At 63.8% G+C, this 22,696-nt stretch carries 21 protein-coding genes; 13 read left to right on the top strand and 8 right to left on the bottom strand.

Translation table 11 applies throughout. From position 1 onward, the window contains the following. The first annotated feature begins 350 nt into the window (after window positions 1–350). Together ACPW75_RS04785 and ACPW75_RS04780 are read left to right on the top strand one after the other, a co-directional pair. Window positions 351–2,165: a hybrid-cluster NAD(P)-dependent oxidoreductase gene (locus ACPW75_RS04785; protein ID WP_077095603.1), complete on the top strand. Its 1,815-nt coding sequence runs from the start codon at window positions 351–353 to the stop codon at window positions 2,163–2,165. Between the two features lie 222 nt (window positions 2,166–2,387). After that, on the top strand, window positions 2,388–4,100 hold the full coding sequence (locus ACPW75_RS04780) for a methyl-accepting chemotaxis protein (protein WP_077095604.1): 1,713 nt from the start codon (window positions 2,388–2,390) through the stop codon (window positions 4,098–4,100). 59 nt (window positions 4,101–4,159) lie between these two features. Here ACPW75_RS04780 and htpX read toward each other — a convergent pair whose 3' ends face one another. From htpX to bioB, 5 genes are all read right to left on the bottom strand, one after another. Further along, a complete protein-coding gene (gene htpX, locus ACPW75_RS04775) occupies window positions 4,160–5,032 on the bottom strand; it encodes a protease HtpX (RefSeq protein WP_011705391.1) in 873 nt (290 codons plus the stop codon). Between the two features lie 112 nt (window positions 5,033–5,144). Further along, the gene (bioD, locus tag ACPW75_RS04770) at window positions 5,145–5,825 is read right to left on the bottom strand and encodes a dethiobiotin synthase (protein WP_011705390.1); all 681 of its coding nucleotides are present in this window, start codon (window positions 5,823–5,825) and stop codon (window positions 5,145–5,147) included. An 82-nt stretch (window positions 5,826–5,907) separates the two neighbouring features. Beyond that, window positions 5,908–6,711, bottom strand: coding sequence for a malonyl-ACP O-methyltransferase BioC (gene bioC / locus ACPW75_RS04765; protein ID WP_077097983.1), 804 nt, complete (start codon window positions 6,709–6,711; stop codon window positions 5,908–5,910). Next, the gene (gene bioF / locus ACPW75_RS04760; protein WP_077097985.1) at window positions 6,701–7,897 is read right to left on the bottom strand and encodes an 8-amino-7-oxononanoate synthase; all 1,197 of its coding nucleotides are present in this window, start codon (window positions 7,895–7,897) and stop codon (window positions 6,701–6,703) included. The genes bioC and bioF overlap by 11 nt, the downstream gene beginning before the upstream one ends. After that, a complete protein-coding gene (bioB, locus tag ACPW75_RS04755) occupies window positions 7,894–8,982 on the bottom strand; it encodes a biotin synthase BioB (RefSeq protein WP_077097987.1) in 1,089 nt (362 codons plus the stop codon). Before bioB ends, bioF begins: the two co-directional genes overlap by 4 nt. Before the next feature lie 191 nt (window positions 8,983–9,173). On the opposite strand from bioB, the gene bioA reads away from it, so the two are divergent. Both bioA and ACPW75_RS04745 read left to right on the top strand, forming a co-directional pair. Then, window positions 9,174–10,448, top strand: a complete 1,275-nt coding sequence (gene bioA, locus ACPW75_RS04750; RefSeq protein WP_179101524.1) for an adenosylmethionine--8-amino-7-oxononanoate transaminase — start codon at window positions 9,174–9,176, stop codon at window positions 10,446–10,448. A gap of 135 nt (window positions 10,449–10,583) precedes the next feature. Further along, a complete protein-coding gene (locus ACPW75_RS04745) occupies window positions 10,584–11,417 on the top strand; it encodes a HAMP domain-containing protein (RefSeq protein ID WP_043164868.1) in 834 nt (277 codons plus the stop codon). On the opposite strand, the gene ACPW75_RS04740 is transcribed toward ACPW75_RS04745, so the two are convergent. Further along, window positions 11,414–11,764 (bottom strand): hypothetical protein, encoded by a 351-nt coding sequence (locus ACPW75_RS04740; RefSeq protein WP_190283653.1) that lies wholly within the window; start codon window positions 11,762–11,764, stop codon window positions 11,414–11,416. The genes ACPW75_RS04745 and ACPW75_RS04740 overlap by 4 nt on opposite strands. A 193-nt stretch (window positions 11,765–11,957) precedes the next feature. On the opposite strand from ACPW75_RS04740, the gene asnS reads away from it, so the two are divergent. From asnS to ACPW75_RS04725, 3 genes are all read left to right on the top strand, one after another. Beyond that, complete coding sequence (asnS, locus tag ACPW75_RS04735) at window positions 11,958–13,358, top strand: asparagine--tRNA ligase (RefSeq protein WP_077097993.1); 1,401 nt, start codon at window positions 11,958–11,960, stop codon at window positions 13,356–13,358. A 377-nt stretch (window positions 13,359–13,735) separates the two neighbouring features. Continuing rightward, on the top strand, window positions 13,736–15,079 hold the full coding sequence (locus ACPW75_RS04730) for an anaerobic C4-dicarboxylate transporter (RefSeq protein ID WP_011705383.1): 1,344 nt from the start codon (window positions 13,736–13,738) through the stop codon (window positions 15,077–15,079). Between the two features lie 131 nt (window positions 15,080–15,210). Next, window positions 15,211–15,867, top strand: a complete 657-nt coding sequence (locus ACPW75_RS04725) for a hypothetical protein (RefSeq protein WP_077097995.1) — start codon at window positions 15,211–15,213, stop codon at window positions 15,865–15,867. Between the two features lie 87 nt (window positions 15,868–15,954). Here ACPW75_RS04725 and ACPW75_RS04720 read toward each other — a convergent pair whose 3' ends face one another. Further along, window positions 15,955–16,989 (bottom strand): M20 family metallopeptidase, encoded by a 1,035-nt coding sequence (locus ACPW75_RS04720; RefSeq protein ID WP_077097997.1) that lies wholly within the window; start codon window positions 16,987–16,989, stop codon window positions 15,955–15,957. 83 nt (window positions 16,990–17,072) lie between these two features. Continuing rightward, complete coding sequence (gene dcuC / locus ACPW75_RS04715) at window positions 17,073–18,260, bottom strand: C4-dicarboxylate transporter DcuC (protein ID WP_077097999.1); 1,188 nt, start codon at window positions 18,258–18,260, stop codon at window positions 17,073–17,075. Window positions 18,261–18,546: 286 nt separating this feature from the next. Here dcuC and ACPW75_RS04710 point away from each other — a divergent pair, with 286 nt between their 5' ends. The 6 genes from ACPW75_RS04710 (at window position 18,547) to ACPW75_RS04685 (ending at window position 22,613) form a co-directional block, all read left to right on the top strand. Beyond that, entirely contained in the window at window positions 18,547–18,861 is a 315-nt protein-coding gene (locus ACPW75_RS04710; protein ID WP_024943845.1) for a hypothetical protein, read from the top strand. 317 nt (window positions 18,862–19,178) lie between these two features. Further along, window positions 19,179–20,090, top strand: coding sequence for a LysR family transcriptional regulator (locus tag ACPW75_RS04705; RefSeq protein WP_077098001.1), 912 nt, complete (start codon window positions 19,179–19,181; stop codon window positions 20,088–20,090). Between the two features lie 193 nt (window positions 20,091–20,283). Further along, the gene (locus ACPW75_RS04700) at window positions 20,284–20,634 is read left to right on the top strand and encodes an ArsC family reductase (protein WP_016350171.1); all 351 of its coding nucleotides are present in this window, start codon (window positions 20,284–20,286) and stop codon (window positions 20,632–20,634) included. 22 nt (window positions 20,635–20,656) lie between these two features. Further along, complete coding sequence (gene dapE, locus ACPW75_RS04695) at window positions 20,657–21,784, top strand: succinyl-diaminopimelate desuccinylase (RefSeq protein WP_077097843.1); 1,128 nt, start codon at window positions 20,657–20,659, stop codon at window positions 21,782–21,784. Then, a complete protein-coding gene (locus ACPW75_RS04690) occupies window positions 21,781–22,470 on the top strand; it encodes a M15 family metallopeptidase (protein ID WP_077097841.1) in 690 nt (229 codons plus the stop codon). The genes dapE and ACPW75_RS04690 overlap by 4 nt, the downstream gene beginning before the upstream one ends. Further along, window positions 22,467–22,613 (top strand): hypothetical protein, encoded by a 147-nt coding sequence (locus tag ACPW75_RS04685; RefSeq protein WP_005298986.1) that lies wholly within the window; start codon window positions 22,467–22,469, stop codon window positions 22,611–22,613. Before ACPW75_RS04690 ends, ACPW75_RS04685 begins: the two co-directional genes overlap by 4 nt. Window positions 22,614–22,696 lie beyond the last annotated feature (83 nt).

The following is a 22,696-nucleotide window of genomic DNA, read 5'->3' as shown; positions in this document are numbered from 1 at the left end:
GCGCTTGATACCGTTTTGCCTTGGCAGACGGTGGCCGGAGGGGGAAGAAGCGAAAGCGTTAGAAACTGGAAGCTGACTCGATAATGGACTGATTTGTGTACCGAATGACGGATCAGGATCAAAAAATGTTGCACTTTATGAGGTATGGAGTGCACAACGTGACCCGTGTAACATCTTGCCCGTCTGCAGGAGTCACCGGTCGGGCTCGCGCCCTGCAAGCAACGCCACGCCGTTATCTGGCCCCGTGAGCCTGGCGCATCAGGCCCCCCCTCCTGCAACGATTGCTGCACGGAACAGCTCCCGTTATCTTGTCTCCTGCACTGGAACCACCACAGCACAAGGACCCGGCCATGCCCAAGCTCGCCAGCATTCATCTCTACCCCATCAAGTCCACGGCAGGCATGCCACTGACCCGCGCCCTGGTCACCGAAGAGGGGCTGCAGGGGGATCGCCGCTACATGGTGGTCAAGCCGGACGGCAGCTTCATCACCGCCCGCACCCATCCCCAGTTGCAGCAGGTGGTGGCCACCCCCATCGAGGGCGGTCTGCAGCTGCGCTATCCGGGCCTTGACCCTCTCATCCTGCAAGAGCGGGAGTTTTCCCGCACCCCTCGGGCCACCGGAGTCTGGAGCGACAGCTTCAGCGCCCTGCAGACCCAGCCCCAGGCCGATCAGTGGCTGAGCCAGGTGGCGGGGGAGCCGGTTCAGTTGCTCTGGCTCGGTGAAGAGTCCGCCCGCTTTCGGGAGAAGACCGGCACCCGGGTCAGCTTTGCCGATGGCTATCCGCTGCTGCTGATAAGCCAGGCTTCTTTGGAGGATCTCAACCTGAGATCCGACGCGCTGCACCAGATGAGCCAGTTTCGTACCAACCTGGTGGCGAGCGGCACCCTCCCCTTCGAGGAGGACGGCTGGAAACGGATCCGCATCGGCGAGGTGGAGTTTCGGGTCGCCAAGCCCTGCAGCCGCTGCATCATGACCACGGTGGAGCCGGGCACGGATCGCTTCAATGCCCTCAAGGAGCCGCTGGCTACCCTCACCCGCTATCGGCGCGGCGAGGATGGCGAGGTCTACTTCGGCCAGAACCTGGTGGCCCTCAACGAGGGGTGGATTGAGGCGGGCAGCGAGATCGAGGTGCTGGAGCGCGCCCGCGCCCCCGTCTACCCCAACGCGGCCCCGAAAAAACGGGAGCTGGTGTGCGTGGCCCGCGAGCCGCTGGCGCGGGATCTGGAGACCTTCTGGTTCGAGGCGGCCGATGGCGAGCCCCTGCCCGACTATCTGCCGGGCCAGCATCTGCCCATCAGCCTGGACATTGGCCTCGGTCTGCGGCGCGAGCGTCTGCAGCGCCGCTATACCCTGAGCTCCACCCCGGAGCGGCCCGAGCGTTATAGTATCAGCGTCAAGAAGGTGGGGGGCGGTCGCATCTCCCACTGGCTGCACCAGCAGTTGCAACCCGGTGACCGGTTGCTGGCCGCAGCGCCGGCCGGTGAGTTTCACCTAGGCTCCGGGCGCTCCCTGCTGCTGCTCTCGGCAGGCTCGGGGGTGACCCCCATGCTCTCCATTGCCCGCACTCTGGCCTTGCGCGGGGAGCTTGGCGATGTGCACTTTATGCACCTGTGCCGCAGCGAGGCGGATATTCCCGCCGCCGCCGAACTGCACGCCCTGGCGCAGCAGGGCATGACCCTCACCCTGATCCTCAGCCAGCCCGATACGCACTGGCAGGGGCTCAAGGGGCGACTCGGCGATGAGCATCTCGCATTGGTCAAAGGGTTGGCCGGACGGGAGGTGTTTATCTGCGGCCCCCACGGCTTTATGGCCGATGCGGCCGCCAGACTGACCGCCCTTGGCGTGCCCGCCGAGCGGATCCGCCAGGAGAGCTTTGGCGGCGCCATCCTCTCGGTGGCACGCCCCCACCAGGCGGTGCAACTGCGCATCGGCAAGCAGAGTTTTGCCGGCAACAATCAGGGTACCGTGCTGGATCAAGCCCACAAGCAAGGGGTGGATCTGCCCTGGAGCTGCCGCGCCGGCATCTGCGGCAGCTGCAAGCAGACCCTGCTCGCGGGTGAGGTGGATCACCCCGATGCCCCGGCCATCACCGCCGCCGAACGGGCCGAGGGCAAGATCCTCACCTGCTGCGCCGTGCCGCTCACCGACCTTGTCATCAAATAAGGTGATCGAGCAGCGATAACCCCACCGGCCGGGTGCCCGCTCCCGGCCGTTTTCTATCTGTTTCGGTACGTTTTCCCTCGCCTCTACCTTTTCTCCAAACCCCCGCAACCTTGCCGGGCCCCGCTCCTATACTCACAGCAACAACAACAAAACCCCTCCGACGTAGCGGCCTTTGCCGTCTGACCAAGGGGGTTATCCGGTGAGAATAAGGACGCTCAAACCATGGAACAGAACAGACCCGCCTTTCAGCTCAACCTGCTGCTCTCCGTCGTCACCCTGATCCTGCTGTCGCTGGTATTTTTTGCCTACAGCTGGTCAGGAACGCAACTCGAGCAGAGCTATCAGCAACGCTATCAATCCTATCTGCTGGCCGATGAACTGCGGCAATCCTCCGACGACTTGACCCGCCTCGGCCGTACCTACGTGATCACCAAGGATCCGGCCTACGAACAGCAGTACATGCGGATCCTGGCCATTCGCAACGGGGAGCAGAACCGGCCGCAGGGCTACAACCGCATCTACTGGGACTTCGTCGCCGCCAACGGCCAGAACCCGCGGCCCGACAGCCAGGTGCGCCGTGGCCTCATCGACCTGATGAAGGACACCGGCTTTACCGAGGAGGAGCTGGCCAAGCTCAACGAGGCCAAGAACAACTCGGATGCCCTGGTCAACACCGAGGTGGCCGCCTTCAAGCTGGTGCAGCAGACGGACGGCGATCTGGCCGCCAACCAGCAAAAGGCCATCGCCATGATGCATGACAAGGCCTATCACCAGAACAAGGGGCGCATCATGTCCCCCATCGACGACTTCTACGTCCTGATGGAACACCGCACCCAGCAGGCGGTGGACGATGCCACCAGCCAGTCCGCCATGCTGCGCTACCTGTTCATCGCGCTGGGCCTGGTGTTGATGTTCTTCCTCTGGCGCACCTACAAGGCGCTGCTCGACCTGGTCGGCACCTCGGTCGACCAGCTCAGAAGCGATCTCAACCACCTGGCCGAGGGGGACTTCTCCCAGCCCATCAAGGTGCCGGCCGGTGCCAAGGAGAGCCTGATCGGCCTGCTCGCCACCATGCAGGGCACCCTCAAGGGGATCATCGCCCAGGTCTCCCACTCCAGCGAAGAGCTCTCCGGCTCGGCCGACAGCATCGCCCAGATAGCGGAACAGACCGCCCAGTTCGCCACCTCCCAGCAGACCAGCACCCAGACCATGGCGGCCGCCATCGAGGAGCTGGTGGTAAGCATCAGCCACCTCTCTGACAACGCCACCCACGCCGACGAGCTGAGCAAGGTCTCCGCCAACACCCTGGCGGAAGGCTCCGGGGTCATCAAGCAGACCCTCGACAGCATCCAGAGCATCTCGGATACCGTCTCCAATGCCGCCAGCAGCATCGCGGATCTCAACAGCCACACCCAGCAGATCTCGGAGATCATCGAGGTGATCCGCGGCATCGCCGATCAGACCAACCTGCTGGCGCTCAACGCCGCCATCGAGGCGGCCCGGGCCGGCGAGCAGGGGCGCGGCTTCGCGGTGGTGGCCGACGAGGTGCGCAACCTAGCCAGCCGCTCGGCCGCCTCCACCCAGCAGATCACCGGCATGATCGGCAAGATCCAGAGCGGGGCGGATGCCTCCATCCGCAGCATGGAGAACACGGTCAACAACGTCTCCCGCGGGGTAAGCCTGGCCAGCCAGACCGGCGAGGCCATCGCCAGCATCCAGAACCACGCCGCCAACCTGACCGGCCTGATGGGGGAGATCAGCCACACCCTGCGCGAGCAGTCCACCGCCGCCAACGAGGTGGTCTCCACCGTCGGCAACATCACCTCTCTCTCCGAGCAGTCGGGGGACGCAGCCCGCCATGTCTCGCAGGAGGCCGCCAAGCTCAAGCAGCTGTCGCGGCTGCTGCGCCAGGAGATGGCCCACTTCAAGCTGTAGCTAAGCGCACAAAGCAAAACGGCTGCCCGAGGGCAGCCGTTTTCTTTGGTACGGTACGCTTAACCGCGCAGGGCGGCGATGCGCTGCTCGATGGGCGGGTGGCTCATGAACAGCTCGCTCATGGAGCGCTTGCCGTTGATGCCGAACGCCATCATGGAGCCTTCCAGTTGCGGCTCGGCACCGCGGGAGAGGCGCTGAAGGGCTGCGATCATCTTGTCGCGGCCGGCCAGCTTGGCGGCACCGGCGTCGGCGCGGAATTCACGCTGACGGCTGAACCACATGACGATGATGGAGGCCAGCACGCCGAACAGCATCTCCAGCACGAACACGGTGATCATGTAGGCAAAACCACCGGTGCTGCTGCTCTCTTCGTCGTTGTTGGAGCTGAAGAAGTTGCTGATGACGCCGGCCACGATGCGGGCGAAGAACATCACGAAGGTGTTCACCACCCCCTGGATCAGGGTCAGGGTCACCATGTCGCCGTTGGCCACGTGGCTCACCTCGTGGGCCAGCACGGCTTCCGCCTCGTCACGGCTCATGCTGTAAAGCAGACCGGACGACACGGCCACCAGCGAGTCGTCACGGCGGGCGCCGGTGGCGAAGGCGTTCATCTCGGGGGAGTCGTAGATCCCCACTTCCGGCATCTTGATGCCCGCTTCACGGGCCTGACGGGCCACGGTACTGACCAGCCAGTGCTCGGTCTCGTTACGGGGTTGCTCGATGACCTGGACGCCATAGCTGCGCTTGGCCATCCACTTGGACATCAGCAAGGAGATAAAGGAACCCCCAAAACCGAACACGGCGCAGAACACCAACAGACCGGAAATGCTGGACTTGTTGATCCCCAGAACCGAGAACAGGATATTGAGTACCACCCCCAGCACCAGCATGACGGCCAGGTTGGTCACCAGGAATAGCATAATTCGCTTCATATTGACTCCTTGTGAGATATGGACGCGTGGCCCGTCACCAGTTCGCTGCCGGTCGGGCCACACCTGTCAGGCATAATAGACAGTTTCTATGAATGTTCGCTGAATGTCGGATTCAGAGCAGGGGCGAAATGTCGAGTCGCCCGCGCAGATCAGCCTCGAGCGGATTGTTTACAAAGGGTATTTCACCCAAAAACGGGGCCGGCAGCAAGCCCCGCAGGGTGTCCAGATTCTCCTGATAGTGGCTCATGGAGCCGTGCAGCCGGTTGATGACCCAGCCCGCCACCGGCAGGTTGTTGTTGCGAATGGCGGCGAAGGTGAGCAGGGCATGGTTGAGACAGCCCAGTTTGGCCCCCACCACCATGATGACCGGCATGTTCTCCTGCTTGACCCAGTCCGACAGCAGATGTTTGCGATCGAGCGGCAGGAACCAGCCCCCCGCCCCCTCCACCACCACCAGCTCGGCCCCCGCCTGTTCAATCTGGCGCAGCCCGTCCGACAACCCCTTCAGGGTAATGGCATCGCGCGCTTCGCTGGCGGCGATATGGGGCGCGATGGGCGGCTCGTAGGCGTAGGGATTGACCAGATCGTAGGGCAGCGGCAGGCTCGCCGCCTCCTGCAGCAGCACGGCATCGAGATTGCGCAGCCCGTCCGGGGTGCGGGCACAGCCGGCGGAGATGGGCTTGTAACCGGCGCAGCGCAGACCGTGCGCGGCGAACTCCAGCAACAGGGTGCGGGCGACCAGCGTCTTGCCCACATCGGTATCGGTGCCGGTGACGAAGAAGGATTTAACCATGATGACTCCTCAATACGGGGCAGCGGCCCGGGCTCGCTATGGCGGGCAGCGGCTTCTCAATTCTCTCGGCCCATGAGACCGGTTAGCGGCGGATCAGCTGGCCGAGGCACACCTGATAACTGGCGGCCAGCAGGCCGTCCGGTTGGCGATGGGCTTCATAGGCCTGGCTCAGGCGCTGCAGACGCTGGCGGCTGCTCAGTCCGGTATGACGCTCGTCATTGACCTGGCTGGCGCCGATCCCCTTGAGATCGCGCAGCAAGCCGTTGAGTTCGGGGTAGCCGAGCGACCAGGTCAGGCTCTCCAGCACCGGGGCGGCAAAACCGCCGGCGGCGATGGCATGCTGCAATTGTGGCAGGCTGAGGAAGCGATTGACATGATCACACTCGTCAACCGTGCGCCAGGCCTCACGCAATTGCCAGAGCGACTCGGCCAGCAGGGTCGAGAACAGCAGCCGGCCGCCGGGTTTGAGCACCCGGTGCAGCTCGGCGAAGGCCTGGGCCGGCCGCTCGCACCACTGCAGCGCCAGGCTGGAGAAGACCCAGTCAAACGTCTCGTCGGCAAAGGGGAGCTGCTCGGCATCGCCGCACAGCAGGCGGGCGCCGCTGCCGCGAAGGGCGGCCTGCGCCAGCATGCCGGGAGCCAGATCCAGCCCGGTCAGCTCGCTGCAACGCCCGGCCAACGCCGGCAGGAAGAAGCCGGTGCCGCAGCCCAGATCCAGCCCGCTCACTGTCAGATCTGTGCCAACCTGACTGTCCGGCATCCGCTCCAGCAGCGCCTGCCCCACCTCCTGCTGGAAGCGGGCGTGGGCGTCGTAGTGACGGGCGGCGGCGCCGAAACGGCGGGCAAGCTGGGCCTTGTCGACCGCCTGAAAACGCTCATAGAGCATGGGTGCCCCCTCTCTCGTCGTCCGCCGGGCAGGGGCCGAGGGCATCGAGCAGGCGATCCACATCCTGTTCACTGTGGGCCGCGCTCAAGGTGATGCGCAGCCGCGCCGTGCCGACCGGCACCGTGGGCGGGCGGATGGCGCCGGCCCAGACGCCGCATTCGCGCAGCCGCTCGGCCAGTTGCAGGGCGGCGATGCTCTCCCCCACCAGCAGCGGCTGGATGGGGGTAGTGCTGGCACCCAGTTGCCAGCCCAGCGCCTGCGCCCCTTGTCGAAAACGGGTGATCAGCAGACCAAGCTGGGCGCGGGCCTCGTCGGCGGCGCGCACCAGTTCGATGCTCTGGCGCACCGCGCAGGCCTGGGCCGCCGGCATATGGGTGCTGTAGACGTAGTGGCGGGCGAAGTTGACCAGATACGCCACCAGCTCGCGACTGCCGCCCACAAAGGCGCCAGCCACCCCGAGCGCCTTGCCAAAGGTGCCCATCTGGATGTGCACGCTGGCAGGAGCAACCCCCTGGGCCGCCAGGGTGCCGCGCCCTTGTGGCCCCAGCACGCCGAGGCCGTGGGCATCGTCGATCATCAGCCAGTTGCCGCTCTGGGCAGCCAGGGCTGCGAGCTCGCGCCAGGGGCCCTGATCCCCATCCATGCTGAACACCCCCTCCGAGACGATCAAGCCTCGACTTGGCTCGAGTTGACGCTCAAGGGCCGCCATGTCGTTGTGACCGAAGCGCTTCATCTTGCAGGGCAGCTGACTGCCCATCTCCTGCAGGGAGGCGTGGTTGAGTTTGTCCTGCCACAGCAGGTGTTCCTTGCCGAGCAGGGCCTTGAGCACCGCCTGATTGGCCGAGAAACCGCAGTTGAACAGCAGCACCGCCTCCACCCCCAGCCAGTCAGCAAGCGTCTCTTCCAGCTGTTGGTGGGCCCGGCTGTAACCGGTCACCAGCGGCGAGGCGCCGGCGCCCGCGCCATAGCGCTCAATCCCCGCTTTGAAGGCAGCCTTGATGGCGGGGTGATCCGCCAGCCCAAGATAGTCGTTGGCGGAAAAGTTGAGGTAATCGCGCCCGGCCACCCTGAGCCGTCCGCCACTCGCCCCGTCGGTCGCGATGCGGCTGCGCAGCAGGCCCGCCTGCTCGCGTTCGGCCAGCGCCGCGCTCAACCCGAAGGGGCCCGTTGCTGCAGGGCCGTTCATGACCGCGCGGCCCCTGCACGGGGGCGGGTGGCGTCATAAAACATTTCGGCGGGCTCGCTCTGGCGACTCACCTCGGCCAGCAGCTCCTCTTCTTGTACTTGATCCGGCTTCTGGGCCCGCTGGGCGGGGCGAATGCCGAGCCGCTTGAACAGCTGCATGTCGCTGTTTTCGTCCGGGTTCGGGGTGGTCAGCAACTTGCAGCCATAAAAAATCGAATTTGCCCCCGCCATAAAGCACATGGCCTGCATCTGCTCGTTCATCTTCTCCCGCCCGGCGGAGAGGCGCACGTGGGAGGCCGGCATCATGATCCGTGCCACGGCGATGGTGCTGATGAATTCGAACGGATCGAGGTTCTCCTGGTTCTCCAGCGGCGTGCCCTTCACCTTGACCAGCATGTTGATGGGCACGCTCTCCGGGTGGCGCGGCAGATTGGCCAGCGCCATCAAGAGGCCCGCCCGATCTTTTGCCTGCTCGCCCATGCCGACGATGCCGCCGGAGCAGACCTTCATGCCGGCGCCGCGCACATGCTCCAGGGTATCGAGCCGGTCCTGATAGGTGCGGGTGGTGATGATGTCGCCGTAAAACTCCGGCGAGGTGTCGAGGTTGTGGTTGTAGTAGTCAAGGCCGGCTGCACCGAGGCGCGCCGCCTGATCGGCGGTGAGCATCCCGAGCGTCATGCAGGTCTCCATGCCGAGCCCGCGCACCTCTTCAATCATTCGCAGGATGTAGGGCATGTCCTTCTCTTTGGGGTTGCGCCAGGCGGCCCCCATGCAGAAGCGGGACGAGCCGTTGGCCTTGGCTTCGCGGGCCCGCTCCAGCACTTTCTCCACCTCCATCAGCCGCTCGGCCTCAAGGCCGGTGTGATAACGGGCACTCTGGGGGCAGTACTTGCAATCCTCCGGGCAGGCACCGGTCTTGATGGAGAGCAGGGTGCTCACCTGTACTTCGTTCGGATCGAAATGGGCACGGTGCACGGTCTGGGCCCGGAACAGCAGATCGTTGAATGGCAGGGCAAACAGGGCCTGAACCTCGGCGAGGGTCCAGTCGTGACGAAGGGCGTGAGCGCCCGCGGTGACAGCATTCATACATGGCTTCCAATTGTTATAAGTGGGATCCTGCGCCGCCAGCTTGCATGGGCAAACACAGAAGCCGCCACCCGGCCTGCCCCCGAGTCGGGTTGCACGCAGCCAAGTGGCTGAAATTGTTGGCTAGTGTAGAGAGCGCGCGTAGACTGTCAACACCGACCAGATCAAATCAATTGACAACAGAATACAAAATGACCAATCAAGAATTCGACCTGCACCACGTCTGGCACCCCTATACCTCCCTCACCCATCCCCTGCCCTGCTATGAAGTGGCCAGTGCCAGGGGAGTGACCCTCACCCTCAGCGACGGCCGCGAACTGGTGGATGGCATGAGCTCCTGGTGGGCCTGCGTGCACGGCTATCAGGTGCCGGAGCTCGATGCCGCCGCCACTACCCAGCTTGGCAAGATGTCCCACGTGATGTTTGGCGGCCTCACCCACGCCCCCGCCGTCGATCTGTGCCGCAAGCTGGTGGAGATCACGCCGGCTGGGCTGGATCGGGTGTTTCTGGCGGACTCCGGTTCGGTGGCGGTAGAGGTGGCGCTCAAGATGGCGCAGCAGTACTGGCATGCCAAGGGGACGCCCAGGGCCAAGTTTGTCGCCCTGCGCGGTGGCTATCACGGTGACACCTTCGGCGCCATGGGCGTCTGCGATCCGGATGGCGGCATGCACGAGCTCTACAAGGGCTTCCTGCCCGAGCACCATTTTGTCGAAGCGCCCAGCTGCCGCTTCCACGCCGAGTGGGACGAGCAGTGCGTGGTGGAGCTCGCCACCCTGGTAGCCGATCATCACGAGGAAATCGCCGCCATCGTGCTCGAGCCCATCGTGCAGGGCGCCGGCGGCATGCGCTTCTATCATCCCCGCTACCTGCAGTGGGTGCGCGCTTTGTGCGACGAGTTCGGCCTGCTGCTGATTGCCGACGAGATCGCCACCGGCTTTGGCCGCACCGGCCAGCTGTTTGCCTGTGACTGGGCCGGCATCAGCCCCGACATCATGTGTCTGGGCAAGGCGCTCACCGGCGGCTATCTGACACTGTCGGCCACGCTCACTACCGAGCATGTGGCTCGCACCGTGTGTGACGGCAAGGCCGGCGTCTTCATGCACGGCCCCACCTTCATGGGCAACCCCTTGGCCTGCGCCGTGGCCAACGCCTCCATCGATCTGCTGCTGGCCTCGCCGTGGCAGGAGCGGGTATGCGCCATCGAGCACCAACTCAAAACCGAACTGGTGGCGCTGACCCTGCACCCGGCGGTGGCGGATGTACGGGTACTCGGCGCCATCGGGGTGGTGGAGATGAAGGAGCGGGTGGACGTGGCGCGCATCCAGCGCAAGTTCGTCGAACTGGGTGCCTGGATCCGCCCGTTTGGCAAGCTGGTCTATCTGATGCCCCCTTTCGTCATCAGCCCGGCACAATTAACCGTGCTGACCAACGCCATCACCGCCGCCATCCACAGCGGCGAGTTCTGAGTCAGACGTGGCAGGCCCTGCCCGACCAGGCAGGGTCTTTTGACTCTTTTTCATCAGAATGTGAGCGAGACACCAGACCCAGGCGGCCAAGACGCGTAGACTGCGCGGGTTTTACCCAACAGATGTACCGTTCCCATGCGCCTCTCCATTGCTGCCAAAATCAACTTCTTCCTGCTGTTCATCTTCTCCATGGTGCTGGTGTTCTCCGCCGCCTATCAGGCGGTGCGCGAGCGCGACCTGATCCTGACCCTCATCAAGGAGCAGAGCCGCGAACAGACCGAGGCCTACTTCGACGGCCTCAACATGCTGATGCTGACCGGCAAGATGGATGCCCGCGACACCCTGCGCGGCAAGTTTCTCGAGCACGCCCACGTGGAGGATGCCCGCATCGTGCGCAGCGAGGCGGTGAGCAAGCAGTACGGGGCTGGCCACCAGAGCGAGCAGCCCAAGGACAGGTTCGATGAGCTGGCACTGGCCGGCAAGGGCAGCCTGGAGGTGGTACACGACGGCATGCACAGCAAGCTGGTGGTGACCCGCCCGCTGCTGGCCAAGAAGGATTTTCGCGGCACCGACTGCACCAGCTGCCACCTGGTGCCGGAGAATACCGTGCTGGGTGCGGTGCGCTTTGACTACTCCCTCGACACCCTGTTTACCCGGGTCGAGCAGAACATCCTCACCTCGGCGCTGAGCCTCACCGTCATCTTCGGCCTGGGGCTGCTGCTGACCCTCTGGGTCATTCGCACCTGGATCGTCCGCCCCCTCAACCAGCTGACCCGCTCCATGGAGGAGGCCACCGACCTGCACGACTTCGGCCACCGGCTGGAAGGGGATGAAGGGGACGAAATCGGTCGGGTGGCGCTCGCCTACAACCAGATGCTCGACAGCGTGGAGCGTCAGCTCGGCAAACGACCCGCCGCGCCGATGGAGGGGAGCGAGCAGAAGGCGACAGAGAGAAGAAAAGAGGGCTAGCCCAGGTAGTAGAACAGCAGACTGGCGAGCAGGATCAGCAGCAAGATGGTCAGGTGCACCCGCCCCGTGTCCTCCTGCCGCCGGCAGCGTCGGCGCTCCGCCAGCAGCACCGCCAGGGTCAGCAGGCAGCAACCCCATAGCCCGTGCAGCAGCCAGGGGGTGAGCTGGGGATCCCAGCTCTGGCGTACCCTGACCCCGCCATAGACCAAAAAACCGTAGGCCGTCTGTGGTCTGGCGAAGTGGTAGAGAGAGAGCAGGACGATGAAGCCGCCCCAGCAGAGCATCACCAGCCCCTGCAACACCCGTGTCAGCCGGTCCGGCCCCCGTCGCCGCTCTTTCACGTCCATCCCCCGTCCAACTGGCCTGCCAATCCGCCGATAGGCGCCGAAATCCCCCCCAGAGTCCGACATTTTTGCTTGTTTATCAAACCTGCGCGGGTAAGATTGACGGCTTAGTCTGCCATGATGGGCCAAGATTGCCCGGGCCAGACCCCAAGTGTTGCAAATAGCGCTGCAAGAACAAGCTGGAGACAATATTTCGATGACGCACGCATCCGTAGTAGATGTGCTGACCGGTAAGTATGCGGTCGGCACCACCCAGACAGTCAAAGGGTGGATCCGGACCCGCCGCGATTCCAAGGCGGGGATCTCATTTTTGGCCATCTCCGATGGCTCCTGTTTCCATCCGGTACAGGCAGTCGTCCCCAATACCCTGGCCAATTACGAGAATGAAGTGCTGCGTCTGACCACGGCTTGCTCGGTGGAAGTGACCGGTCTGGTGGTCGAGTCCCAGGGCAGCGGCCAGGCGTTCGAACTGCAGGCCACCGACGTCAAGGTGGTGGGCTGGGTCGAAGATCCGGATACCTACCCCATGTCTGCCAAGCGTCACAGCATCGAATACCTGCGCGAGCAGGGCCACCTGCGCGCTCGTACCAACGTGGTCGGCGCCGTGACCCGGGTACGCAACTGCCTCTCCCAGGCCATCCACCGCTTCTTTCACGAGCAGGGCTATCTGTGGATCGCCGCGCCACTCATCACCGCCTCCGACACCGAAGGCGCAGGCGAGATGTTCCGCGTCTCCACCCTGGATATGGAAAACCTGCCGCGCACCCCGCAAGGCAAGGTGGACTATGACAAGGACTTCTTCGGCAAAGAGACCTTCCTGACCGTATCCGGCCAGCTCAACGTCGAAACCTACGCCTGTGCGCTGTCCAAGGTCTACACCTTCGGGCCGACCTTCCGCGCCGAAAACTCCAACACCAGCCGCCACCTGGCCGAGTTCTGGATGGTTGAGCCGGAAGTGGCCTTCGCCGATCTGGAAGACAACGCCGCCCTGGCCGAAGCCATGCTGAAGTATGTCTTCAACGCCGTACTGGCCGAGCGCCGCGACGATCTGGAGTTCTTCGCCCAGCACGTGGACAAGGACGCCATCGGTCGTCTGGAGCGCTTCGTTACCTCCGACTTCGCCCAGATTGACTACACCGATGCCATCGAAGTGCTGAAAAACTGCGGCAAGAGCTTCGAGTTCCCGGTCTCCTGGGGTATCGACCTCTCCTCCGAGCACGAGCGCTACCTGGCCGAAGAGCACTTCAAGTCCCCGGTGGTAGTGAAGAACTATCCGAAAGACATCAAGGCCTTCTACATGCGTCTCAACGACGACGGCAAGACCGTCGCCGCCATGGACGTACTGGCCCCGGGCATCGGCGAGATCATCGGCGGCTCCCAGCGTGAAGAGCGTCTGGACGTGCTGGATGCCCGTCTGGCCGAAATGGGTCTGAACAAGGAAGACTACTGGTGGTATCGCGACCTGCGCCGCTACGGTACCGTGCCCCACTCCGGCTTCGGTCTGGGCTTCGAGCGCCTGGTGGTTTACGTGACCGGCATGGGCAACGTCCGCGACGTGATCCCCTTCCCGCGCACCCCGCGCACCGCCGAGTTCTGATTACAGTACTTTGCCTTAAAAGCCGACCTCAGGGTCGGCTTTTTGTTGCCCGTCCGGCGGCCGGACGGCCTTGCCAGCACCACAATTAATCACTCTTGCCGCCCTCCGTCATGCCCCCTTGCTGACACACCCGCCCCGCGCCAGCCGTTGAGCCCCATACGCTGCCACTTACTGCCCGCAAAATAACAAAAACGTTAATACGTGGTTTTTATGACGTTAAATCAAAAAGCGATGAGTTATTGAAGTACCTCAAATTTTTGCCCTTTTTTGGCAGGCACAATAACCACTAACCCTTTAGGGCTAAATAAAAAACAGACAATCCCGGTCCATGAGCCCAACACAGCACAGACATGGATTAAATAACGCGAGGTAATGGAATGATCTTGATGGAATTTTTGGTGGTACTCGGCTGCTTGCTGCTGGGTACCCGGTTTGGGGGCATGGGGCTGGGTCTCATCAGCGGCATCGGTCTGTTCCTGCTGACCTTCGTGTTCGGTCTCACCCCGGGCGAACCGCCGGTGCAGGTGATGCTGACCATACTGGCGGTGATCGGCTGCGCCGCCACCCTGCAGACCGCTGGCGGTCTCAACCTGATGATGCAGGTGGCCGAGCGTCTGCTGCGCCGCCACCCCCAGTACATCACCCTGCTGGCGCCACTCACCACCTGGACCCTCACCTTCCTGTGCGGTACCGGCCACGTGGTCTACACCATGTTCCCCATCATCGCCGACATCGCGCTGCAGAAGAACATCCGTCCCGAGCGTCCGATGGCGGTGGCTTCCGTCGCTTCCCAGATGGCGATCTGCGCCTCGCCGGTGTCGGTGGCCGTGGTCTCCATGGTCTCCATTCTGGCAGCCGGTCACGGCATCGGCCAGGCCTACAGCCTGCTCGACATTCTGATGATCGCCATCCCCTCCTCGCTGACCGGGGTCATAGTCGCGGCACTCTGGAGCCTGCGTCGCGGCAAGGATCTGGACAAGGACGAAGAGTTCCAGGCCAAGATCAAGGATCCGGAGCAGCGAGCCTTCGTCTACGGCGGTGGTGAGACCCTGCTCAACACCAAGTTCCCGAAAGAGGCCTACTGGTCGACCTGGATCTTCTTCGCCGCCATCGCCGCCGTGGTGGTGCTGGGGGCCGATGCCTCCCTGCGCCCGGTGTTCGAGATGGGCGGCAAGACAGGCCCGCTCTCCATGAACCTGGTGATCCAGATGATGATGCTGATCGCCGGTGCCATCATCCTGATGCGCTGCAAGGTCAAGCCGGGTGACATCTCCAACGGCGCCGTGTTCAAGGCCGGCATGGTGGCGATCTTCTCGGTATTCGGGGTCGCCTGGATGAGCGAAACCTTCTTCCAGGCACACATGCCGCTGCTAAAAGAGACCCTGGCCCACGTGGTGCAGGCGCAGCCCTGGACCTATGCCCTGGTGCTGTTCCTCATCTCCAAGCTGGTGAACAGCCAAGCAGCAGCCCTGACCGCCATCGCACCCATGGGGCTGGCGCTGGGGGTGGAGCCGAAACTGCTGATCGCCTTCCTACCGGCGAGCTACGGCTACTTCGTGCTACCGACCTACCCGAGCGATCTGGCCTGTATCGGTTTCGACCGCTCCGGCACCACCCGCATCGGCAAGTTCATCATCAACCACAGCTTCATCATTCCGGGTCTGATCGGGGTCGCCACCTCCTGTACCCTGGGTTATCTGCTGACCAGCATACTGCTCTAAGCAACACACCGCTTAGCCGGTCCAGCAGGCCCCCTCGGGGGCCTGCTGTTTTGTGCCCTGCCCCATCCCGTTTTGCCAACCGCCCGCACTCTGGGTAGCATGGCCCCTCTTTTCTTTGCGGAATCTCCCCCATGTCTCGCGTCATCGTGCTCTGGAGCGGCGGAAAGGATGCCATGCAGGCCCTCTGCCATGCCCGCGAAGCGGGTCATCAGGTGGTGGCTCTGGCCACCTTTGCCCCGCCCGAACCCCGCTTTCTGGCCCATCCCCTGTCACAGGTGCGTCGGCAGGCAGCGGCTCTCGGTCTGCCCCATCTGCTGATCACCATCGAAGCGCCGTTCGATCTCGGTTATGAAACGGCGCTGGCGGCATTGAAAGAGGAGTGGCGCCTGGATGGGGTGGTCACCGGCGACATCGACAGCGTGGGGGGCGCGCCAAACTGGATCCGCGAGCGCTGCCGCCCACTCGATCTGGCCGTTCACACCCCGCTCTGGCAGCAACCCCGCGAGGCGCTGCTGGCAGACCTGCTGACCCGCGGCATCGTCGCCCACCTCTCCTGCGTCGACACCCGGGTGCTGGCCCCCGAGTGGGTGGGACGCACGCTCGATGCGGCCACCCTGGCCGAGTTGCAGCAGCTGGCGGCAAGCCGAGGCTTCGATGCCTGCGGCGAGCAGGGGGAGTACCACACCATGGTGACCGACGGCCCGGGCTTTGCAGCGCCGCTGACGCTCGGCCACTGGCAGGTTGCCCGTCAGGAGCAGCTCGCCTACCTGCTGGAGGATGAGGGGTAGTGACTCTACTCTGTTCGATGTCTCTGCACCGACAGGACAGATAAAAAACGGGAGGCGATGGCCTCCCGTTTTGTTTGTCATCCAAAGCTAGTTGACCAGCTTGCCCAGCACCCGCTGCAGCAGGCGGATGCGCGGCGCTATGCTCTCCAGCAGCAGGAACTCCGCCTCGGAGTGGAAACCGCCCCCCATGGGGCCGAAGCCATCGAGCGACGGCACGCCGGCTGCGGCGGTAAAGTTGGCATCCGAGCCGCCACCGGCCTCCAGCCAGTTGAAGGAGATCCCCTCCTCTTTCGCCGCCGCCTCCACCAGCGCCATCAGCGCATCGGTGTCGCCACTCGGGCGCATCGCCGGCTTGAAGCTCTGGCGATCCACTTCAACCCGGCAACCGGCGAGGAAGGGGTTGTTGGCCATGAAGGTGAGCCGCTCGTGCACGGCGGCGGCTTCTTCATTGCTCCAGAAGCGCAAGTCGACGATCGCCTCGGCAAAATCCGGCACCACGTTGACGCCGGTCCCCCCCTGCACCACCCCCACGTTCATGGTGGTGCCGGTATCGAGGTTGACCTGCTCGTTGATGGCCAGCACCCAGTGGGCCAGCTCCGTGATGGCTGAGACCCCTTCGGTGAGGGCCGAGCCGGCGTGGGAGGCCTTGCCGTGGAAGGTAATGCGGTACTTGGCGTTGCCCTTGCGGGCGCTGATGAGATCCCCGTTCGGGCGGGCAGCCTCGGCCACCAGCACGCAGCCACTCTGTTTGGCTTTTTCCACCAGCCACTCTTTGGACCAGGGGGAGCCAATCTCCTCGTCGCAGTTGCAGCAGACCAGTACCTTGAGCTTGGCCAGCACGGCGGGATCCATCTCTTTCAAGGCATACCAGGTGGAGAGCAGACCGCTCTTCATGTCCGACACGCCGGGGCCAAAGGCCTGATTGCTCTCAATTTTCAGCGGCCGCTTGGCGGCTGTCCCTTCCGGGAAGACGGTGTCCATGTGGCCCACCAGCATCACATCGTAGTGATCCGCCCCCGGCGCATTGGTGATCTCGAGGCAGGGGCCGCACTCGAGATTGATGAGGGGGGCCAGATCCGCCAGGTAGGCGTCCAGAGAAAAAGCGTTGCGAGAGTCTGTCATTGTCATCTCCTGGGCGGGAGGACACACCTTCCGCCCGATGGCCGAATGAAAGGGGCGGACGGACCGTGCCGTCCGCCGCCCGGTTACATAAACAGCAGATAGTTGAGAGTGAGCGCGGTCACCAGGGCACCGGCCATGGGCACGCAGGTGCGCTTGACCACCACGAAGGGGGAGACCTTGGCGATGCCCGCACAGGCTATCAGCACCGCCGCGATGGGGGAGACGGTGCGGCCGATACTTGAAGCGAGCTGCATCGGCAGCAGCATGGTCACCGCCGGCACGCCGAACTTGGCCGCCACGGCGGGCGCCAGGGTCGAGAAGCTCAGGAACGCCGCGTTGCCAGAACCCATGATGACCGCCGCCACCATGATGAGACCCACCATCACCAGGGTCATCAGGCCGCTGCCGATGCCGGCATTGCTGGCAGAGTGCAGCAGGGTGTCGATGGCGCCGATGGCCTTGAGGGATTCGGCAAACAGCTCGGCGCAGACGATCAGTGCCACCACGGGGCCGAATACCTTGCCCATGCCGTCGAGGAAGCTGGAGAGCCCGGCGAAGGCGGTGCGCACCGAGCGGGTGCGCAGCAGCTCGCACAGCATGCCGATGAAGACCGACAGCAGCATGGCCACCTCCACGCTGACGCTGATGGTGGTCACCAGCAGCATGGGGGCTACCAGCCAGATCTGGTAGTCGACAAAATAGCTGGTGGGATCCATGCCGGATTGGCCGGCGGAGAAGATGGCGTTGGTCTGGGTCGGGCCGATCTCGAATGCCTGGGAGGTGGCGATGACGCCGCAGGCGGAGGCCGGGCTGATGCCGAGATTGCGCATCACCGGGTACATGGTGACCATCAACAGCAGGCCAAGGCCGGTGGCGGAGGTGACGAACAGGGAGACAAACACCGCCACCAGATAGCAGATGGAGAGCATCAGGTAGCTGGACTGAATGCCCGCCACCGGTTTGACCGCCACCCGCACCAGCGCCTGGGAGGCACCGATATGGGACATGTAGGTGGCAAAGCCGGCCACCGCCATGATGGTGAGGCCGAGGCCCGCCGCCCGGTAGGAGAAGATCCCCTTGAACACCTCGAACAGGTCGAACAGGGCGAAGCCGGTGCTCTTGTCGGCGGGCAGAATGGGGTGCAGTCCCAGCCAGTAGGCGACGGTGAAGATGGCCATGCCGGCCAGCGCCAGCACCGCCTGCGGGTTGTAATCCTTGACGATGCCGTAGACCACGGCCAGCAGTACGAGCAAGACGAAGACGAGTTCCAAATATTCACTCCTGATAAAGTTATCGAGGAGCGGAATCTAGTGGTCTGACCGCGCTTTCCCATTGATCCCCGTCAAGAAAGATGGCTTGACCGCATTTCAACGAAACAAAATGCTACGCACTTAACAAAAAACAGCAATTTAAACTAAAGGCAAACCTTTAGAATCCCTTTGCCACGCGTTCTGGCGAATAACCTCAGGCTTTTTTGCTTTGGATCAACGTCAGGGGCCAGTGAACTGGCCAAGATGCGCATCGACACACAGCGACCGTTTCGCGCCGGAGAGAGTTATGACAGACCGAGCCAACGCAGGCATGACGACCTGCGACTACAAGCTATGGGACATCCTCGTCGAGTCTGCAAAGGAACGCACCACCATTCGTTACTCCAAGCTGGCCAGGCAGGCCGGGCTGGAGAATTGCCAGGATGAGCTGCGCACGCTGCTGCAACGCATCCGCATGTACTGCACCGAGCACCAGTTGCCGATCCTCTCCGCCATCGTGGTGGACGATGTGGGCAAATATACCGGCCTCTCCTCCAGTCTGCCGGACGCCCCCTGGGAGCGTGCCAAGGTGTTTGACTACCAGTGGCCGGTTGCGCCCTGAGTCATCCACCCCTCACAATAACGCGCCCGCCGGCGCGTTTTGTACTTCTTTGGGCCCCCTTTTCCTGAACTGCAGGCAAAAAAAAACCCGCCGAGACGGCGGGTACTAAGCAAGCAACGCTCTGGATGACCAGAGTAAAGAGTTCAGGCTGTCGAATCTTGCCACCTCCGGCACCACGCGAAAGAGGTAACAGGACAACATGGGTTTGCATAAATCGCTGATTTATCCAAGCTTCATGCTGACCATCGACGGGAAATGAGACTAAAGTGAAGGCCCTGCTTAAGGAAATGATTTATTAGTATTCCATTATGCACAGAATGAATTTACGAGGCGTCGACCTCAACCTGCTGGTGGTGCTCAAGGCACTGCTGGAGGAGCGCAACACCACCAAGGCCGCCGAACGGCTCGCCATGAGCCAGCCGGCCGTCAGCCGGGCACTGGCCCGCTTGCGTCTGCTCTATGACGATCCCCTGCTGATCCGCACTCCCCAGGGCATGGAACCCACCGCCCGGGCGGAGGCCTTGCTGCTGCCGCTGCGGGAGATCCTGCACGACATCGAGCAGACCTTCAGCCCCCCCGAGCAGCTCGACCCCGCCCAGTTCGAGGGGGTGCTGCGCATCGGGGCCCACACCTATGTGGAGTATGTGATGATGCCGAGCCTGCTGGGCCGGCTCCAGCAACAGGCCCCCAACCTGCGCATCCACATGGTGCCGCTCAATGCGGACTACGAGAGCCAGCTCGACGAAGGGGTCATCAGCATGGTGATCAGCAAACAGGACGAGGTGCCCGGCCGTTTTCGCCGCATCCCGCTGTTCGAGGACAAGCTGATCTGCGCCGCCCACCGCAGCCACCCGCTGCAGGGCCAGGTGCTGTGCATCGAATCCTTCGCCCAGGCCCAGCACCTGCTGGTCGCGCCCCGCGGCAGCGAAGGGGGCATCGTCGATGATCTGCTGGCCGCCCACGGCATGACCCGGCACACTCCCTTGATAGTGCAAAGCTTTCTGGCGGCCCCCTTCATCCTGCCGTGCGCGCCTCTGCTGCTCACCTCCCCCGCCCGGGTGCTGCGCCCGCTGATGCCGCTGCTGGATCTGGTGGAGTACGAAACCCGCTTCGCCCTGCCCACCTTCGAGGTGAGCCTCATTCGCCATCGTCGCGACGACAACAACGCCATGCTCAACTGGTTCGAATCCGAACTGCACCTCTGGTGTCGCACCCAGAGCGAACTCTGATGCCCGCCGGCGCGTCCAGCGCCGGGCACTTTTCCCCCCCCCAGGCCCGACCAGCGCCTCGCCCCACCGCCCCCATGCGCATCGGCGTTGCCTTGAAATCGCCACAATGCCAGAATCGGGTCTCTTCTTGATTTCCCGTTTCAGGACTCAAGTTTCGGCTTTCCGGGCCCATGCCCGCAGACAAGGACTCCCCATGGCCACCACCCTCTATGGCATCAAGAACTGCGACACCATCAAAAAAGCCCGCAAGTGGCTGGAGCAGGCCGGCATCGACTACCGCTTTCACGACCACCGTGCCGACGGCCTGAATCCGGCCGACCTCGACCGCTGGCTGAGCCAGCTCGGCTGGGAGGCGCTGCTCAACAGCCGCGGCACCACCTTCCGCGCCCTGCCGGACGAGGCCAAACAGGGGCTCGACACCGCCAAGGCGCGCGCCCTGTTGCTGGAGCACCCGGCCATGATCAAGCGCCCGCTGCTGGACCGGGACGGCGAGCTGACCCTGGGCTTCAAGGCCGATCACTACCAATCCCTCTTCTCTCGTTAAACTTTTTTGCTAAGGAACGCTGATGTCGGATGTCATCGCACTGGCCAAGGATCTGATCCGCCGCCCCTCCGTTACCCCGCTGGATGAAGGGTGCCAGACCCTGATGGCGGAGCGCCTCGCCAAGCTCGGCTTCGTCATCGAGCCCATGGTGTTCGAAGACACCACCAACCTCTGGGCCCGCCGCGGCAGCGAGGGGCCATTGTTCTGCTTCGCCGGCCACACCGACGTGGTGCCCGCCGGCCCGCTGGAAAAATGGCATACCCCGCCGTTCGAGCCGACCATCCAGGATGGCGTGCTCTACGGCCGTGGTGCCGCCGACATGAAGGGCTCGCTGGCCGCCATGGTGGTGGCGGTCGAACGCTTTGTCGCCGAGCATCCGGATCACACAGGGTCCATCGCCTTCCTCATCACCTCCGATGAAGAGGGGCCCTTCATCAACGGCACCACCCGGGTGATCGACACCCTGGAAGCGCGCCACGAGAAGATCACCTGGTGCATCGTCGGCGAACCCTCCTCCACTGCCGTGGTCGGCGATGTGGTGAAGAACGGCCGGCGCGGCTCCATCACCGGCGATCTGCTGGTGCGCGGGGTGCAGGGCCACGTCGCCTATCCCCATCTGGCGGACAACCCCATTCACAAAGCCGCGCCGGCGCTGGCCGAGCTCGCCGCCACCGTGTGGGATGAGGGCAACGCCTACTTCCCCCCCACCAGCTTCCAGATAGCCAACATCCAGAGCGGCACCGGCGCCTCCAACGTCATTCCCGGCGAACTGCAAGTCCAGTTCAACTTCCGCTTCAGCACCGAACTGACCGACCTGGATATCCGCGAGCGGGTCGAAGCCCTGCTGGACAGGCACGGTCTGGATTACCAGATCGACTGGACCCTCTCCGGCCAGCCCTTCCTCACCGACACCGGCAAGCTGCTGGCGGCGGCGGTCTCTGCCATCGAGGCGGTGAATGGCCAGCAGCCGGCCCTGCTCACCACCGGCGGCACGTCCGATGGGCGCTTTATCGCCCCCACTGGCGCCGAAGTGATCGAGCTGGGCCCGGTCAACGCCACCATCCACAAGGTGAACGAGTGCGTGAAGGCGGACGATCTGGATCTGCTGGCAGACATGTACCAAGGGGTGCTCGCGAGGTTGCTGGCATGACCCAGGATCAACTGCTGGGGTTGGATGAAGGTCACCTCATTCTGGTGGGGCAAGACCCGCACCGGCTGACGGCCGCCACCGCGGCGGCCTTCAACGACATGCAGGTGGCCGCCGCCCACGCCGGTTTCAACCTGCAGCCCGCCTCCAGCTGGCGCGGCTTTGATCGCCAACTCGCCATCTGGAACGGCAAGTGGCGCGGCGAGCGGCCGCTGCTCGATGCCCACAGCCAGCCCATCGACGCCCTGCAACTGAGCGACGAGGAGCGCCTCCACGCCATCCTGCACTGGAGCGCCCTGCCCGGCACCAGCCGCCACCACTGGGGCACCGATCTCGACATCTATGACCCGGACTGCCTGCCCGCCGGCACCAGGCTGACGCTGGAGCCCTGGGAGTATGAAGCCGGGGGCTGGTTCGCCGACCTGAGCGAGTGGCTTGAAGATCGCATGAACGACTTCGGCTTCTTCCTGCCCTATGCCAAACCGGTCGGTGCCGGCAGCGGCGTCGCCTACGAGCCCTGGCACATCAGCTTTGCGCCTGAGTCCCGCGAGCAGCGGCTCGACCCGGCCGCGCTGGCACTTTGCCTGCAACAGGCGGATATTGAAGGCAAGGGGACCATACTGGCCAACCTCGACGAGATCCTGGCCCGCTATGTCACCCTGGCCATCGACGAAAGGAGTAGCACATGAACCTCTGGCTCTGGATAGGCTTGCCACTGCTCTTCCTGCTCGGCCTGTTTCTCAACGCCATCAAGGACATGAAGCGACTGGAGAAAGAGCTGCCCCGCTACAAGGACAAGATCCGGGAAGTGAAGGACGACGAGGACGACTGACTCGAGTCCGCCGACAGGGGCACCCACGGGTGCCCCTGTCGCTATCTGCCCACTTTGTGAACATGGTCACGTTGCTCGCCGCG

It is taken from the genome of Aeromonas sp. FL131 (assembly GCF_049860615.1).
GTDB classification, from domain to species: Bacteria; Pseudomonadota; Gammaproteobacteria; order Enterobacterales; family Aeromonadaceae; genus Aeromonas; species Aeromonas hydrophila.
This window is presented reverse-complemented; position numbering and strand designations above follow the sequence as displayed.

Coding starts and splice junctions, on each gene's coding strand:
- ACPW75_RS04725 (WP_077097995.1), top strand. CDS start 15,211: ATGTCTCGCGTCATCGTGCTCTGGAGCGGCGGAAAGGATGCCATGCAG.
- ACPW75_RS04740 (WP_190283653.1), bottom strand. CDS start 11,764: ATGGACGTGAAAGAGCGGCGACGGGGGCCGGACCGGCTGACACGGGTG.
- htpX (WP_011705391.1), bottom strand. CDS start 5,032: ATGAAGCGAATTATGCTATTCCTGGTGACCAACCTGGCCGTCATGCTG.
- asnS (WP_077097993.1), top strand. CDS start 11,958: ATGACGCACGCATCCGTAGTAGATGTGCTGACCGGTAAGTATGCGGTC.
- ACPW75_RS04785 (WP_077095603.1), top strand. CDS start 351: ATGCCCAAGCTCGCCAGCATTCATCTCTACCCCATCAAGTCCACGGCA.
- ACPW75_RS04780 (WP_077095604.1), top strand. CDS start 2,388: ATGGAACAGAACAGACCCGCCTTTCAGCTCAACCTGCTGCTCTCCGTC.
- ACPW75_RS04720 (WP_077097997.1), bottom strand. CDS start 16,989: ATGACAGACTCTCGCAACGCTTTTTCTCTGGACGCCTACCTGGCGGAT.
- bioB (WP_077097987.1), bottom strand. CDS start 8,982: ATGAATGCTGTCACCGCGGGCGCTCACGCCCTTCGTCACGACTGGACC.
- bioA (WP_179101524.1), top strand. CDS start 9,174: ATGACCAATCAAGAATTCGACCTGCACCACGTCTGGCACCCCTATACC.
- ACPW75_RS04700 (WP_016350171.1), top strand. CDS start 20,284: ATGGCCACCACCCTCTATGGCATCAAGAACTGCGACACCATCAAAAAA.
- dapE (WP_077097843.1), top strand. CDS start 20,657: ATGTCGGATGTCATCGCACTGGCCAAGGATCTGATCCGCCGCCCCTCC.
- bioF (WP_077097985.1), bottom strand. CDS start 7,897: ATGAACGGCCCTGCAGCAACGGGCCCCTTCGGGTTGAGCGCGGCGCTG.
- ACPW75_RS04685 (WP_005298986.1), top strand. CDS start 22,467: ATGAACCTCTGGCTCTGGATAGGCTTGCCACTGCTCTTCCTGCTCGGC.
- ACPW75_RS04730 (WP_011705383.1), top strand. CDS start 13,736: ATGATCTTGATGGAATTTTTGGTGGTACTCGGCTGCTTGCTGCTGGGT.
- ACPW75_RS04710 (WP_024943845.1), top strand. CDS start 18,547: ATGACAGACCGAGCCAACGCAGGCATGACGACCTGCGACTACAAGCTA.
- ACPW75_RS04690 (WP_077097841.1), top strand. CDS start 21,781: ATGACCCAGGATCAACTGCTGGGGTTGGATGAAGGTCACCTCATTCTG.
- bioD (WP_011705390.1), bottom strand. CDS start 5,825: ATGGTTAAATCCTTCTTCGTCACCGGCACCGATACCGATGTGGGCAAG.
- ACPW75_RS04745 (WP_043164868.1), top strand. CDS start 10,584: ATGCGCCTCTCCATTGCTGCCAAAATCAACTTCTTCCTGCTGTTCATC.
- ACPW75_RS04705 (WP_077098001.1), top strand. CDS start 19,179: ATGAATTTACGAGGCGTCGACCTCAACCTGCTGGTGGTGCTCAAGGCA.
- bioC (WP_077097983.1), bottom strand. CDS start 6,711: ATGCTCTATGAGCGTTTTCAGGCGGTCGACAAGGCCCAGCTTGCCCGC.